Source organism: Streptomyces purpureus (genome assembly GCF_014648195.1).
In the GTDB taxonomy this organism is placed as follows: Bacteria; Actinomycetota; Actinomycetes; order Streptomycetales; family Streptomycetaceae; genus Streptomyces; species Streptomyces purpureus.
Genome location: NZ_BMQQ01000013.1, coordinates 133036 through 147526, shown reverse-complemented (window position 1 = coordinate 147526; position 14491 = coordinate 133036). Strand labels below are relative to the sequence as shown.

Here is a 14491-nt window from a genome sequence, read left to right as displayed (position 1 = left end):
GGGACGCTCGCGCCCCCGGCCGGCCGCAGCGTCAGACCACGCCCAACGAACGCTTCAGGAAGTCGACCTGAAGCAGCAGCAGGTTCTCCGCGATCTGCTCCTGCGGCGTCATGTGCGTCACACCGCTCAGCGGAAGCACCTCATGGGGGCGCCCCGCCGCGAGCAGCGCCGACGACAGCCGCAGCGCATGGGCCACCACCACATTGTCGTCCGCCAGACCATGGATGATCATCATCGGCCTGGCCGGATTCTCCGGCGCCGAGAGACCGTCCTCCGTGATCAGCGAGTTGGCCGCGTACACCTCCGGGCTCTCCTGCGGGCTCCCGAGATACCGCTCGGTGTAGTGCGTGTCGTACAGCCGGAAATCGGTCACCGGCGCCCCCACCACCGCCGCGTGGAACACATCCGGCCGCCGCAGGGCCGCCAGCGCCGCGAGGTAACCGCCGAAGGACCAGCCGCGGATCGCCACCCGGCCGAGATCCAGCGGGAACCGCTCCGCCAGCGCCTGCAACGCCTCGACCTGGTCGTCAAGAGCGAGATCCAGCCGGTCCCTGATCGCCTTCTCCCAGGCCGGGGAACGGCCGGGCGTGCCCCGGCCGTCCGCGACCACGACCGCGAAGCCCTGGTCCGCGAACCACTGCGAGGTCAGATGCGGATTGTGTGCCGCGAGCACACGCTGGCCGTGCGGCCCGCCGTACGGGTCCATCAGCACCGGCAGCGGCCCGGCCCCCGGCTCGTAGCCCTTCGGCAGCAGGACGGCGCACGGAATGCGGTGCGCGCCGGTCTCCAGGAGCCGTACGCCCGCGGAGAGCACCGGCTTCTCGGCGTGCGAGGCGACGACCGCGATCTGCTTGCCGTCCCGCAGCACCTGCGTCACCGCCCCCGGCGCGTCCGGCCGGGCCGAGGACAGGACCGTCACGGCCCCGCCGCGGACGGCCGAGTGCACCCCGGCCCCCTCCGAGATCCGCTCCACGCCCCGCTCGGCGACCCGGTACACATGGATCTCGCCGGTCTCCGGCGCCGCCGCCTCCTCGCCCGCGGACGCGGACACCAGCACGTCGTCCGCGCCGACGTCCAGCACCGCGCGCAGCTGGAGCGTCCCGCCGGTGAGCGCCCGGTCGCCCATCGCCAGCACCCGCGCACCCCCTTCGTCCGCGATCCGCACCAGCCGCCCGTCCGGGGCCCAGGCCGGCACCCCGGGCATCAGTTCCAGCCACACCGGGTCCTCGTCGACATGGACCGTCCGCGTGGCACCGGTCTCCGGGTCGGCCACCAGACACCGCTGGACCCGCTGGTCACGGCTCTGCACCAGCAGCAGCGGCGCACTCTGCTCCGACCAGTGCACCCGGGCCAGGTACGGATACCGCTCGCGGTCCCAGACGACCTCCGTCCGCTCCCCGTCCAGGTCCACCACGTACAGCCGTACGTCCGCGTTGGGCGTCCCCGCCGCCGGGTAGCGCACCGCCTCGGGCTCCCGGTCGGGATGCGCCGGATCGGCGATCCACCAGCACCGCACGGGCTGTTCGTCGACCCGGGCCACCAGCAGCCGGTCCGAGTCCGGCGCCCACCAGAAGCCCCGCGAGCGGTCCATCTCCTCGGCCGCCACGAACTCGGCGAGTCCGTACGTCGTCTCCCCGTCCTCCGGCTCCGCCAGCGCCCGGTCGCCGTCCCCCTCCGCCCCGGTCACCCGCAGGACCCCCTTGGCCACATAGGCGATGTGGCGCCCGTCGGGGGAGGGGCGCGGGTCGATCACGGGCCCGGGAACGGGCAGTTCACGCGCGGTCCCGGCGCGCAGCTCGGCCGCGAACAGCCGCCCGGACAGGGTGAAGGCCGCCAACTCCACGGCCTCGTCCACCGCGTAGCCCACGATCCCCGCCGAGCTCTCCCGGCTCCGCTCCCGCCGCGCCCGCTCCTGCGCCGACAGCTCCTCTTCCGCCCCGCCGAGCAGCGCCTCGGGATCGGCGGCGACCCGCTCCCGGACCTCCCCCTCCAGATCGAGCACCCAGAGGTGATGGGACCGCTGCGTGCCGGACAGCGACCGCAGGAAGACCACCCGGCAACCGTCGGGCGAGACGGTGAACGCACGCGGCGCGCCAAGGGTGAAGCGCTGCGTCCGGGCGTACTGACGAGGGAAGGAGAGCGGGAAGTGGGTCTGCTGCCTCGAGGTCATACGACCGAACCTAGCGTCGCCGCCCGGTCGGACCTAGCCTCCGCGTGCGCCCCCCTGTGCTGCCGTGCACCGATCGATGCATTGGCACGGATAGTTATGATCCGTAGCGCTAGGTGGGTATGGACCTACTGGCACATGCATGCTGCCCGATCCGGCCGAATATGTGGAGGTGAACCGCCGTGGCACTCTCGATTTCGGCGGTGGTGCTGCTGGCGATCGTCGTCTTCCTGCTGGTCAGGAAATCCGGACTCAAAGCCGGACATGCGGCGGTCTGCATGCTCCTGGGCTTCTACATCGCGAGTTCCTCCATCGCCCCCACGGTCACCCAGTTCACGACGAGCGTGGCGAGCATGATCGGCGGGCTGAAGTTCTGACCGGCACCGGGCGCCGCTGAGGGCCGTTCGTCCAGGGGATACGGCTCCCCGACGCCCGGCCTCGTAGGCTGTCCCGCATGACGGACCTTCCCGCCCGTCGTCTGCTCCTGGTGCACGCGCACCCCGACGACGAGTCGATCAACAACGGCGCCACGATGGCCAAGTACGCGGCCGAGGGCGCCCAGGTCACGCTGGTGACCTGCACACTCGGCGAAGAGGGCGAGGTCATCCCGCCCGATCTCGCCCATCTCGCACCCGACCGGGAGGACCGGCTCGGGCCGCACCGCGTCGGCGAACTGGCCGACGCGATGCGGGAGCTGGGCGTCCGCGACCACCGCTTCCTCGGCGGGCCCGGACGGTTCCGCGACTCCGGCATGATGGGCCTCCCGCAGAACCACCGGGAGGGCGCCTTCTGGCACACCCCGGTGGACGACGCCGCGCCGTATCTGGTCGAGGTGATCCGCGCCGTACGCCCCCAGGTGCTCGTGACCTACGACCCGAACGGCGGCTACGGCCACCCCGACCACATCCAGGCCCACCGGGTCGCCATGCGCGCCGCCGAGCTCGCCGCCGAGCGGGCGTTCCGGCGGGACCTCGGGCCGGAGCACGACATCGCCAAGATCTACTGGAACCGGGTGCCCCGGTCCGTCGCCGAGGAGGGCTTCGCCCGCCTGAAGGCCGCCGGCGCCGACTTCCCCGGGATCGGGGAGATTTCCGACGTACCGGGCGTGGTGGACGACCGCGAGATCACCACCGAGATCGACGGGACGCCCTACGCCGGCCGGAAGGCCGCGGCCATGCGCGCCCATGTCACCCAAATCGCCGTGGACGGGCCATTCTTCGCGCTCTCCAACGACCTCGGGCAGCCGATTTTCACCACGGAGTACTACCAGTTGGTGAAGGGCGTCTCCGGCGCGCCCGAGGGCGAGCGGGAGCACGACCTCTTCGCCGGGGTGACCGCATGAGCGCCGGGAAGGACCCGGCGCGGGGCGCGGGCGCCAAGGCGGGCCGGGCCGCCGCGTACGCCGGTCTCGCCGTGCTGGGCGCGCTCGTGGGTACGGCGGGCGCGCTGGTCCAAGCCGCCTGGTTCCCCGGGGGTTTGCTGCTCGCCCTGCTCGCCGCCGCGGCGACGTTCTACGGCGGCCTGCGGGCCACCGGCACCCAAGCCGGGGCGCTGACCCCGGCCGCGGGCTGGCTCGTCGCCATCATCCTGCTGAGCATGGGCCGCCCCGAAGGGGACGGTGTCCTCGCCGGCGGACTGGGCGATCTGCTCTACCTGCTGGGCGGGATGGCGCTCGCTGTGATCTGTGCCACCATGTCGCGGTCGCCACAACCTGGCGGTCTCCCGGGCCGACTTGGCAGGTGACGTGCCCGGACTTCGGCCGGAATGCCCGTCCCCTTTCCCGTAGTCGTCGGGTACGCGGCGGCGGCGGCCAGTATGGTGGTGCGCGCCGCCGAGCCGCCCGGGTCATACCAGTACCAGCAAGAGCGGGCGGCGGAGCCAACCGGGAGAACCTGCTTTGAGTCGTGAAACTGACAGTTCGTCCTCCGGCGCCAAGGGGCGCGGTGGAGCCGCGTACCCCTCGGGTACCCCGCCTTACGGATCCCGCCAGTATCCGTCGCTCCATCCCGCGCAGGACGCTCCGGGCGACGCCGCCGACGGCGCCGGGCGTACGTCCCCGCCGGTGCCGGAGGAGAAGAAGACCGAGACCACGCTGACCACGCGCATCCGGATCAACATCCCGGGTTCGCGGCCGATCCCGCCGGTCGTGATGCGTACGCCGATGAGCGACGCGTCGGAGACGGAGCGCGCGGCGGAGGGCGCGGACGAGTCCGCGAGTGACACCGCGGGCATCTCGCCGTGGCCCGACGGGTCCCAGAAGGCCGTCCCCACCGTCGTCCAGGCCGAGGAGCCCGCTCCGGCGGAGGAGAAGACCAGCGACTGGTTCGCGCCGCGCAAGCCCGCGGCCCCGGCCGCGTCGTCGGCGCCCGCCGCGCCCTCCGGCCCCGCCGCACCGCCGGCTCCGGCCGCGGGCGGTCCCGGGCCGGGCCAGGGGCCGCGTCCGGGCGGTACGCAGGGCCAGAGCGGCCTTCCGTACTTCTCCGAGGGAGCCCCGGGCGCCGCGCGCTCCGGCGGCCCGACGCCCCCGCCGGGCATGCGCCCGCCGGGCGGTCCCACCGGTCCCACCGGCGGCCCGGTCACCGGCAGCAGCCCGCTGACCGGCGGCCCCATGGTCCCCGGCCCGATGACCCCCAACCCGCTGGCCCCGAACTCCATGGCGCCCAGCCCCATGGCTCCGGGCCCCATGTCGTCCGGCCCCATGGGCGGCGGACCCATGGGCGGCGCGCCGCGCATGGCCGACGACACCGCCGTCCTCACGCCGCAGCAGACGCCGCCCTCGGGCCACGTCTCGGGTGACACGCTCACGAGCGGCATCCCGGTGGTCCCGGCGGACCACCGGAGCCCGGCCGGCTCGCCGTTCCCGTCCTCGGGCCCCGGCGACAGCTTCTCCACGCCGGACTTCCCCGGCCCCGCGGGCCCGGGGGGCGCCCCCCTGGGAGCCCGTACGAACCCCTCGGCCGCCTCCCCGGCCCCTGCCCCGGCCGCGAAGAAGCCGACGCCGCAGGCGCCGGTGAAGAAGCGTTCCAAGGTCGCCCTGGCCGGCTTCGGCGTGCTCGGCCTGCTCGGTGTCGCCTACGGTGCCGGGCTGCTGCTCAATCACTCCGACGTGCCCAAGGGAACGACGGTCCTCGGCGTGGACATCGGCGGCGGCACCCGCGAGGAGGCCGTCAACAAGCTCGACGCGGCCCTCGGCAAGCGGGCCACCGCCCCGCTGGAGATCTCCGTCGCGGGCAAGAAGCAGCAGCTCACCCCGGACAAGGCCGGTCTCACCCTGGACAGCCAGGCGACCGTCCGCGGAGCCGCGGGCAGCGACTACAACCCCATGTCCGTCATCGGCTCCCTCTTCGGCGGCGAGCGGGTCGCCCATCCGGTGATCCCGGTCGACAACGAGAAGCTGCGGGTCGCGCTGACCGACATGGCCGGCGCCTCCGGCTCGGCCACCGAGGGCACGATCAAGTTCGTTCCCGGCAAGGCCGTCGCCGTCCCCGGCCAGGCGGGCCGCGGCGTGGACGTCCCGCGCTCGATGATCTCGGTCAAGGACGCCTACCGCGCCCAGGTCGAGACCGGCCGGACGAACACGGTCGAACTGCCCGTCGTGACCCGTGAGCCCACCATCACCAAGGCCGAACTGGACCGGGCGATGAAGGAGTTCGCGGAGCCCGCCATGTCCGGCCTGATCACGATCAAGGCGGGCGGCAAGGAGATCAAGTTCGGCCCGGCGAAGTCGCTGCCGAAGATCCTCTCCATGAAGCCGATCAACGGCAAGCTGGTCGAGGTGTACGACAAGAAGGCCATCGACGAACTCCTCGACGGCGTCTTCGACGGCATCATGATCACCAAGGGCGACGGCAAGAAGCACCAGCTCTCCGTCGACGACGTGGCCCAGGCCATGCAGGAGGCCCTCCTCGGCAAGACGCCCGCGGAGCGCACCAAGGTGATCGAGCTCGACCCCAAGGGCTGACCGCACGGCCCCGCCAGGGCCCCTTTCAGGCCGCACACCGAAGCAGCAGGAGCGGGGGCTTCGGCCCGTGTCCGTCAGTTGAGTATCGCGCGGGCGGCCCGGGCGCGGTTGCGGACCGTCTCGGCCGTCGCCGGCTCCACCGCCTCGACGACGTCCGCGTACGCCTCCATCTCCGCCGCGCCCGCCAGGAACTCGCCGCGCTGCACCAGCAGCTGGGCGCGCTCCAGGCGCAGCCGGGCGGGATGGGAGGGCAGGGCCAGCGAGAGGTCCACGGCCCACAGGGCCACGTCCGTGCGCTCCGGCCGCGCGGCCGCCCAGGCCCGGATGTTGTTGAGCACCCGCACCACGATGTCCAGCGGGTCCGCGGGGAGCAGCATCGAGGGCTCCAGGGAGCCGCCTGTGGCGCCGGCGACCAGCAGTTCGGCATCCGGCCCGGTCAGCAGCCGGCCGCCCGCGAACGGGTCCGCCAGGACCTGCTCGGGCACCGGGGCCTCCGGGGCGCCGAAGCCGACCACGAAATGCCCCGGCAGCGCCACTCCGTACACATGCGCCCCGGCCCGGCGGGCCACCTCGATCCAGACGACGGAGAGCAGGATCGGCAGCCCGCGCCGGCGCCGCAGCACCTGCGGCAGCAGCGAGGACTCTAGGCGCTGGTAGTCGGCCGGAGTGCCGTGGAAGCCCAGGCGCGTGCCGAGCAGCTCGCCGACGGCCGAGGCCCAGGCGCGCGGGCCGGTCAGACCGTACGGCAGCAGCCCGGCCAGCCGGTCCAGCTCGATGTCGGCCTCGTCCAGACCGGCCTGGCCGAGCGCCGGGTCACCCTCCGCGCCGATCAGCAGACAGAGCCGCGCCAGGTCGGGACGCTCGGAGCGGGCCTCCTGGGCGAACTCGCGCCGCCACTCGGTGGATTCGGAGCACACGGTGTCACGCCCGGAAGTGGTGGTAGCTGTGATGGGTCGCGAAGCCCATCCCGTCGTACAGCGCCCGCGCCCCGCCGTTGTCCGCCTCCACCTGGAGCCAGGCCGCGGACGCGCCCTCGTCGAGCGCCCGCCGGGCGAGCGCCGCCATCACGGCCGTCGCCAGTCCCCGCCGCCGGGCGGCCGGGTCCACCTCCACCGCCATGAACCCCGCCCACCGGCCGTCCACCACGCACCGCCCGATCGCCGACGGCACACCACCCTCGCCGGGCACGGAGGCGAACCACACACTGGGGCCGCTGCCCAGCACCTTGAGCACATGGGGTCCGGCCACACCGAACCGCTGGTACCGCTGGAGCCACGTCTCGTCGACGTGCCGCTCCAGCCGCACCCGCGCCACAGCCGTGTCGTCGGTGTCCAGGTCGCCGATCGGCGCCAGCGCGGCGATCCGCAGCTCCGCGGAGACCTCCCGCCGCCACCCCCGCTCCTCCAGCGCGGCGCACAGCCCCTCCTGGGTGCCCTCGGCGCCCGTGGCGGCCTGGATGTACGGGGGCAGCTCCCGCTCCCCGTACCAGGCGCGTACCCGCTTCAGGGCCTCGTCCAGCGGCAGCCCGGGATCGCCCAGTGCCAGTACCGAGTTGGCGCGCCGGGTGAACCCGCCGGCGGCCCGCAGCGTCCAGTCGCCGAGCCGCTCGCTCTCCACCGGCTGCCAGGCCCGCGCCGCGACCCGCGCCAGCTCCTCGAAGGAGGCCGCCGGGCCCCGGCGCCGGGCCGGTGCGGCCGGTACGACCTTCCCCGCGACCAGGGAGGATTCCGGGATACGGACGATTTCACCGGTGCGTCGTGTGATCACCAGCACACCATGGTCCCAGGATGTGAGAACACCCACCGTGTCGGTGAACTTCGCATCTGTGTCCGCAGAGTCCGCCAGACACCGTACGGAGACGCGTTTGCCCACGTCAGCGCCTGTCAGCCGGACCTCGAGCCGTCCTCCTGCGGTGAAATCCACAGCTCTCTCCGCCCCTCCTGTTCGGATCGTCCCCCGGAACGGAGATACTAGGTGCGGGCATCGACGACGCCGCGCTCCCGCGCAGACCAGCCCTACCGAGGAGGAACGACAGCGTGACCTACGTCATCGCGCAGCCTTGTGTCGACGTCAAGGACAAGGCATGCATCGAGGAGTGCCCCGTCGACTGCATCTACGAGGGCTCCCGGTCCTTGTACATCCACCCGGACGAATGCGTCGACTGTGGTGCTTGTGAGCCGGTGTGCCCGGTCGAGGCCATCTTCTACGAGGACGACACCCCGGAGGAGTGGAAGGACTACTACAAGGCGAACGTCGAGTTCTTCGACGACCTCGGCTCGCCCGGTGGTGCCTCCAAGCTCGGCCTCATCGAGCGCGACCACCCCTTCATCGCCGCCCTGCCGCCGCAGAACGGCTGATTGATCACCCTCGGTCCCGTACGGCAGCCCGCTGTACGGGACCGATGCGTTTCGACGTACGTACATGAAAGTGAGCGACCTCGTGAGCGCAGTCTCTTCGCGCCTGCCCGTCTTCCCCTGGGACAAGCTCGAGCCGTACAAGGCGACCGCCACGGCCCACCCGGACGGCATCGTGGACCTGTCCGTGGGCACGCCCGTCGACCCGGTCCCCGCGCTGATCCAGGAGGCGCTGGTCGCCGCGGCCGACTCGCCGGGGTATCCCACGGTGTGGGGGACCACGGAGCTGCGCGACGCGCTCACCGGCTGGTGCGAACGGCGCCTCGGCGCGGTCGGCTTCACCCACCACAACGTCCTGCCGGTCGTCGGCTCCAAGGAGCTGGTGGCCTGGCTGCCGACCCAGCTGGGCCTGGGCGCCGGTGACAAGGTCGCCTATCCGCGGCTCGCCTACCCGACGTACGAGGTCGGCGCCCGGCTCTGCGGCGCCGAGCCGGTCGTCTACGACGACCCCGCCGCGCTCGACCCGAGCGGTCTGAAGCTGCTCTGGCTCAACTCGCCCTCCAACCCGACCGGCCGGGTCCTGTCCAAGGACGAGCTGACCCGGATCGTGGCCTGGGCGCGCGAGCACGGCGTGCTGGTCTTCTCCGACGAGTGCTACCTGGAGCTGGGCTGGGAGGCCGAGCCCGTCTCCGTCCTGCACCCGGACGTCTGCGGCGGCTCGTACGACGGCATCGTCGCCGTCCACTCGCTCTCCAAGCGCTCCAACCTGGCCGGCTACCGCGCCGCGTTCATCGCGGGCGACGAGGCCGTCCTCGGGGAGCTGCTGCAGATCCGCAAGCACGGCGGCATGATGACGCCCGCGCCCGTGCAGGCGGCCACCGTCGCGGCGCTCGGCGACGACCGCCACGTCCAGGAGCAGCGCGAGCGGTACGCGGCGCGCCGCGCGGCGCTGCGGGCGGCGCTGGAGGCCCACGGCTTCCGGATCGAGCACAGCGAGGCGAGCCTCTACCTGTGGGCCACGCGCGACGAGCCGTGCTGGGACACGGTGGCGCATCTGGCGGAGCTCGGCATCCTCGTGGCGCCGGGGGACTTCTACGGGGTGGCCGGCGAGCGGTTCGTACGGGTCGCCTTCACCGCCACCGACGAGAGGGTCGAGGCGGCGGTCAAGCGCCTGGGCCGGTAGGCGCGGGCAAACGACGCACGGAAGGGCCCGGGGAGTGCGCACTCCCCGGGCCCTTCCGTCGTGTCCGCGGCCGATGCGGCCGGTCAGCCGAGCGCAGGCAGCGTCTTCACCGGCAGCTGGTCGGTCGGCAGGCCGCCGTCCGCGGGCTTGACGCTGTCCGCCGCGCCGGTGGTCTGGCCGACGAGCTCACCGGTGGTGCTGGTGGTGTCGCCCGCGGCCTTCTGGGCGACCGGGGTGGCGGTCTTGGCGGCACCGCCGAGGGTCTTGCCGGCGGTCGGGACAGCCTTGCCGACGGCCTTGCCGCCCGTGTCACCGGCGGTGTTGGTGGCGCTCTGCGAGGCGGCGTCGACGCTGGTGCCGAGACCGGCGGTGTCGGCGGAGGACACGCCGCCGAGCGTGTTGGTGGCCGGGAGGTCCAGGGCGCTCGCGGAGCCGGCCGCACCGACCACGGGCGCTGCACCTGCCGCGATGAGCAGCGCGGCGCGGGCGATCCGACGGGTCAGGGGGAGGGACATGGTGCTCCTTCGACGGAGAGGACATGGAGTGTCCGGCAATCGGACTGTCCGGCGAATCGGACGCACTGACAACCGCGTCGGGGCGGGGGGAGGTTGCGGCGGCCGAAGGTAAAGAATGCGTAATGCATCGCATTATCGGCCGAGCGGGAAACGGGCGAACAGGGGCATTGCGAAAGGCTCTGCTGAACCGTCACTTCCCAACCGCCGCAAGGGAATTGCGGAGACATGACAGTGCCTCGTACGAAGCCCCGTAAGGGCCGGTGAAAAGGTCGTCCACGCGCGCGGACACATGCCTCGGGCGAGTGAATTTCCGTACGCCTGCGCGGCTATTGTGCGAGGCGCATTCGAACCTGGGAGAAATCCCCGGCCCGTTCCTCCGACGCCTTCAGCCAGCCGTCGGAGGCCTCCTTCGCGCGCCACACCCGGCCCGCGTACGCCACCTCCTCGATCCGCAGGACGTCCGCCCGCGCGACCGCCCACTGCGCCAGCTCCCAGCCGCGCCGGGCTTCCGAGCCGACGCCGTCGGCCGCCGTGGCCCGTACGGGCACGGAGAGCTCGGCCGGCGCCGCGGCCGGCGCCCCCGCCGTGCCCCCGCCGCCCGGCAGGACGCCCTTGCCGAAGTCCCGCACCAGCTCGGCGCGGAGCTTCACCGGATCGCCCGGCCGCCCGTCGCCCCGGCTCGTCGTACAGGTCAAGGACGCCGCCGAACGGCCGGTCAGCGCGGCGGCCAGCAGCGTCGCGTCCGGCTCGTGCTTGGCGTAGGCCTGCGGGAAGCCGCTCTTCTGCACCTTCTGGGCCGCCACCGTCAGGGGCATCCGCGAATAGCCGGGGACCTCGGCAAGCCCGTCGTAGAACTTCCCCGCCGAGTACACCGGGTCCAGGATCTGCTGCGGGGTGCCCCAGCCCTGCGAGGGACGCTGCTGGAACAGTCCCAGCGAATCGCGGTCGCCGTGCCGGATGTTGCGCAGCGCCGACTCCTGCAGCGCCGTGGCCAGGGCGATCGTCACCGCCCGCTCGGGCATGCCCTTGGTCGTGCCGACCGCGGAGATCGTCGCCGCGTTCGACGCCTGCTCCGGAGTGAATTCGTAGGTGTTGTCCCCACTGCCCACCTGGCACCGCGGGGCGCCCGGGCCCCCGGTCAGATACTGCACGGCCACGTACCCCACCAGCGCGAGGAGCACGGCGAACGCCGCCGCGACACGGGCGCGGCGGCCGCGGCGGCCTTGGGGAGCGGGACCGGGAAGGATGGCGGGCTCGGACACGGAGCCCACCGTACTTGAGGGCCGCGTTAGGGTCGGCACCATGCCTGACAACGCCCCCGCCGCCGCCCTCGACCTGACCCAGGACGGCCCGGCGCTCACCGCCGCCCTCGTCGACTTCCCGTCCGTCAGCGGCACCGAGAAGCCCCTCGCCGACGCGATCGAGCAGGCCCTGCGCGCCCTGCCGCACCTCACCGTCGACCGGTACGGCAACAACGTCGTGGCGCGTACGCGGCTTGGGCGGTCCGAGCGGGTCGTGCTGGCCGGCCACATCGACACCGTGCCCATCGCCGACAACGTCCCCTCCCGCCTCGACGAGAACGGCATCCTCTGGGGCTGCGGCACGTCGGACATGAAGTCCGGGGTCGCCGTCCAGCTGCGGATCGCCGCGACCGTCCCCGAGCCCAACCGCGACCTCACGTTCGTCTTCTACGACAACGAAGAGGTCGCCGCGGACCTGAACGGCCTCGGGCATGTGGCTGACGCACACCCCGAGTGGCTGGAGGGTGATTTCGCCGTACTCCTCGAACCCTCCGAGGGCGAGGTCGAAGGCGGCTGCCAGGGCACCCTGCGCGTCCTGCTCCACCTGGACGGGGAGCGGGCACACTCCGCGCGCAGCTGGATGGGCTCCAACGCCATCCACGCGGCAGCGCCGGTCCTCGCCAAGCTCGCCGCGTACGAGCCGAGGCGGCCGGTGATCGACGGCCTGGAGTACCGAGAGGGCCTCAACGCCGTCCGTATCGAAGGCGGTGTCGCCAACAACGTCATTCCGGACGCCTGCACCGTGGTCGTCAACTACAGGTACGCACCGGACCTCTCCATGGCCGAGGCCGAGGCGCACGTACGGGAGGTCTTCGCCGACTGCGGCGTGCGCGAATTCGTGGTGGACGACCACAGCGGCGGCGCCCTGCCCGGCCTTTCCCACCCGGCCGCGGAGGCCTTCATGGCGGCGGTCGGCGGCATCGCCCGCCCCAAGTTCGGCTGGACGGACGTCTCCCGCTTCAGCGCGGTCGGGGTGCCCGCGGTCAACTACGGACCCGGTAACCCGCTGTATGCGCACAAGCGCGATGAGCATGTGGCCGTCGACAAGATCCGCCACTGCGAGGAGCGGCTCCGCGACTGGCTCACTGTCCGACTGCCGTAATTTCGCTTTTCGTAACGTCTGTGGACCTACCCTGACCGAACCGGGAAGATCAGCGGATCAGTCCGGTGGATCAACGGATCGGTGGAGGGAGCAGGCCATGGTCGACCCCGAGGGAGCAGCGAGGCCGGAGGAGCAGCGGCAGGGCCCCGTGCTCAGGCGCAGGGAACAGATCCAGCCGAGCACCACGGACCAGCGGCTGCTGGACACCGAAGGTGACTCCGAGTGGGTGCACACGGACCCCTGGCGGGTCATGCGCATCCAGTCGGAGTTCGTCGAAGGCTTCGGCGCGCTCGCCGAACTGCCCAGCGCCATCAGCGTCTTCGGCTCCGCCCGGACCCGTCCGGGCAGCCCGGAGTACGAGGCCGGGGTCCGGCTCGGCAAGGCGCTCGTGGACGCGGGCTTCGCGGTGATCACCGGCGGCGGCCCGGGCGCGATGGAGGCCGCCAACAGAGGAGCGCGGGAGGCCAGAGGCATCTCCGTCGGCCTGGGCATCGAGCTCCCCTTCGAGCAGGGGCTCAATCCGCACGTCGACATCGGGGTGAACTTCCGCTACTTCTTCGTCCGCAAGACGATGTTCGTGAAGTACGCGCAGGGCTTCGTGGTCCTGCCGGGCGGCCTCGGCACCCTCGACGAGCTCTTCGAGGCGCTGACCCTGGTCCAGACCCGCAAGGTCACCCGCTTCCCGATCGTCCTCTTCGGCACCGCCTACTGGAGCGGCCTGGTCGACTGGCTGCGCGACACCGTCGTGGCCCAGGGCAAGGCCTCGGAGCACGATCTGATGCTCTTCCACGTCACGGACGACGTGGAGGAGGCGGTCGCGCTGGTGTCGAAGGAAGTCGGCCGGTAGGCACCCCCCATGTCGGTCGGACGGCCGGCAGTGCCCGTGCGTTCCGCGGAGGCCCTCCGTGGAGCGGGAGGGGGGTGTCGCCGGCCACGCGGGGGCCTGGCTAGGCCAGCCCCCGCCGGGCGACGGCGGGCTCGCGGTGGCCCGCGATGGACGCCACCATGTCCAGGACCTGGCGGGTCTCCGCCACCTCGTGCACGCGGTACACCCGCGCCCCCAGCCACGCCGACACCGCCGTCGTCGCCAGCGTCCCGATCACGCGCTCCTTCACCGGGCGGTCCAGGGTTTCCCCGACGAAGTCCTTGTTCGACAGTGACACCAGCACGGGCCAGCCCGTCCGCGTCATCTCGTCGAGCCTTCGGGTCGCCTCCAGGCTGTGGCGGGTGCTCTTGCCGAAGTCATGCCCGGGATCGATCATGATGCCGTCCCGGCGCACCCCGAGCTCCACCGCCCGCTCGGCCAGGCCGACCGTCACCCGCAGGATGTCCGCCATCACGTCGTCGTACATGACCCGGTGCGGCCGGGTCCGCGGCTCCGCGCCGCCCGCGTGCGTGCACACCAGCCCCGCCCCGTAGCGGGCCGCGACCTCCGCGAGCCGGGGGTCGACCCCGCCCCAGGCGTCGTTCAGGACATCCGCGCCGGCCTCGCAGACCGCCTCGCCGACCTCCGCCCGCCAGGTATCCACACTGATCACCACATCGGGGTGGCGCCGGCGCACCTCGGCGACGAAGCCGACCGTACGGCGCGCCTCCTCCTCGGCCGTGACCTCCTCGCCGGGGCCCGCCTTGACCCCGCCGATGTCGATGATGGCGGCGCCCTCGGCCACCGCCTGCTCCACGCGCGCGAGGGCGGGCTCGTCGCGGAAGGTCGCTCCCTGGTCGTAGAAGGAATCCGGGGTCCGGTTCACGATCGCCATGATCACCGGCTCGTGCGGCCCGAATTCACGCCGTCCCAAGCGCAGCATCCCGTATGTCCTCCTTGCGTTCCGTCGCCTGCGACCTTAACTGTCGGTGGCACATGGCACGATCGGCACCAGGTACGTTTTTTCGCTCCCGGGGAGAGGC

At 72.5% G+C, this 14491-nt stretch carries 14 protein-coding genes; 8 read left to right on the top strand and 6 right to left on the bottom strand.

Features of this window, described 5'->3' with window-relative positions; translation table 11 throughout:
* Positions 1 to 31: 31 nt before the first annotated feature.
* A complete protein-coding gene (locus IEZ01_RS18450) occupies positions 32 to 2170 on the bottom strand; it encodes a S9 family peptidase (RefSeq protein WP_189202647.1) in 2139 nt (712 codons plus the stop codon).
* Positions 2171 to 2349: 179 nt separating this feature from the next.
* Between IEZ01_RS18450 and IEZ01_RS18445 the strand changes: the two genes are divergently transcribed.
* The 4 genes from IEZ01_RS18445 (at position 2350) to IEZ01_RS18430 (ending at position 6128) form a co-directional block, all read left to right on the top strand.
* Positions 2350 to 2544, top strand: coding sequence for a hypothetical protein (locus tag IEZ01_RS18445; RefSeq protein ID WP_028797933.1), 195 nt, complete (start codon positions 2350 to 2352; stop codon positions 2542 to 2544).
* Positions 2545 to 2621: 77 nt separating this feature from the next.
* Positions 2622 to 3509: an N-acetyl-1-D-myo-inositol-2-amino-2-deoxy-alpha-D-glucopyranoside deacetylase gene (gene mshB / locus IEZ01_RS18440; RefSeq protein WP_189202645.1), complete on the top strand. Its 888-nt coding sequence runs from the start codon at positions 2622 to 2624 to the stop codon at positions 3507 to 3509.
* Positions 3506 to 3910: a DUF6113 family protein gene (locus tag IEZ01_RS18435; RefSeq protein ID WP_019889193.1), complete on the top strand. Its 405-nt coding sequence runs from the start codon at positions 3506 to 3508 to the stop codon at positions 3908 to 3910. Before mshB ends, IEZ01_RS18435 begins: the two co-directional genes overlap by 4 nt.
* Before the next feature lie 154 nt (positions 3911 to 4064).
* Positions 4065 to 6128 (top strand): hypothetical protein, encoded by a 2064-nt coding sequence (locus tag IEZ01_RS18430; protein WP_028797934.1) that lies wholly within the window; start codon positions 4065 to 4067, stop codon positions 6126 to 6128.
* Between the two features lie 74 nt (positions 6129 to 6202).
* On the opposite strand, the gene IEZ01_RS18425 is transcribed toward IEZ01_RS18430, so the two are convergent.
* Entirely contained in the window at positions 6203 to 7045 is an 843-nt protein-coding gene (locus IEZ01_RS18425) for a transglutaminase family protein (RefSeq protein WP_019889197.1), read from the bottom strand.
* Between the two features lie 4 nt (positions 7046 to 7049).
* On the bottom strand, positions 7050 to 8051 hold the full coding sequence (locus IEZ01_RS18420) for a GNAT family N-acetyltransferase (protein ID WP_028797936.1): 1002 nt from the start codon (positions 8049 to 8051) through the stop codon (positions 7050 to 7052).
* Between the two features lie 113 nt (positions 8052 to 8164).
* Here IEZ01_RS18420 and fdxA point away from each other — a divergent pair, with 113 nt between their 5' ends.
* Positions 8165 to 8485 (top strand): ferredoxin, encoded by a 321-nt coding sequence (gene fdxA / locus IEZ01_RS18415; RefSeq protein ID WP_019889199.1) that lies wholly within the window; start codon positions 8165 to 8167, stop codon positions 8483 to 8485.
* 82 nt (positions 8486 to 8567) lie between these two features.
* The gene (locus IEZ01_RS18410; protein WP_229833048.1) at positions 8568 to 9665 is read left to right on the top strand and encodes a bifunctional succinyldiaminopimelate transaminase/glutamate-prephenate aminotransferase; all 1098 of its coding nucleotides are present in this window, start codon (positions 8568 to 8570) and stop codon (positions 9663 to 9665) included.
* A gap of 83 nt (positions 9666 to 9748) precedes the next feature.
* Here IEZ01_RS18410 and IEZ01_RS18405 read toward each other — a convergent pair whose 3' ends face one another.
* Both IEZ01_RS18405 and IEZ01_RS18400 read right to left on the bottom strand, forming a co-directional pair.
* The gene (locus IEZ01_RS18405) at positions 9749 to 10180 is read right to left on the bottom strand and encodes an ATP-binding protein (RefSeq protein WP_189202641.1); all 432 of its coding nucleotides are present in this window, start codon (positions 10178 to 10180) and stop codon (positions 9749 to 9751) included.
* 326 nt (positions 10181 to 10506) lie between these two features.
* Positions 10507 to 11451 carry a hypothetical protein gene (locus IEZ01_RS18400; protein ID WP_019889203.1) on the bottom strand — a complete coding sequence of 315 codons (945 nt, stop codon included), beginning with the start codon at positions 11449 to 11451 and terminating at the stop codon, positions 10507 to 10509.
* 31 nt (positions 11452 to 11482) lie between these two features.
* Here IEZ01_RS18400 and dapE point away from each other — a divergent pair, with 31 nt between their 5' ends.
* Both dapE and IEZ01_RS18390 read left to right on the top strand, forming a co-directional pair.
* Positions 11483 to 12583, top strand: a complete 1101-nt coding sequence (gene dapE, locus IEZ01_RS18395; protein ID WP_189202639.1) for a succinyl-diaminopimelate desuccinylase — start codon at positions 11483 to 11485, stop codon at positions 12581 to 12583.
* Between the two features lie 97 nt (positions 12584 to 12680).
* Complete coding sequence (locus tag IEZ01_RS18390; protein ID WP_019889205.1) at positions 12681 to 13430, top strand: LOG family protein; 750 nt, start codon at positions 12681 to 12683, stop codon at positions 13428 to 13430.
* Positions 13431 to 13530: 100 nt separating this feature from the next.
* Here the strand turns inward: IEZ01_RS18390 and folP are convergent, their stop codons facing one another.
* A complete protein-coding gene (gene folP, locus IEZ01_RS18385; RefSeq protein WP_189202636.1) occupies positions 13531 to 14391 on the bottom strand; it encodes a dihydropteroate synthase in 861 nt (286 codons plus the stop codon).
* Positions 14392 to 14491 lie beyond the last annotated feature (100 nt).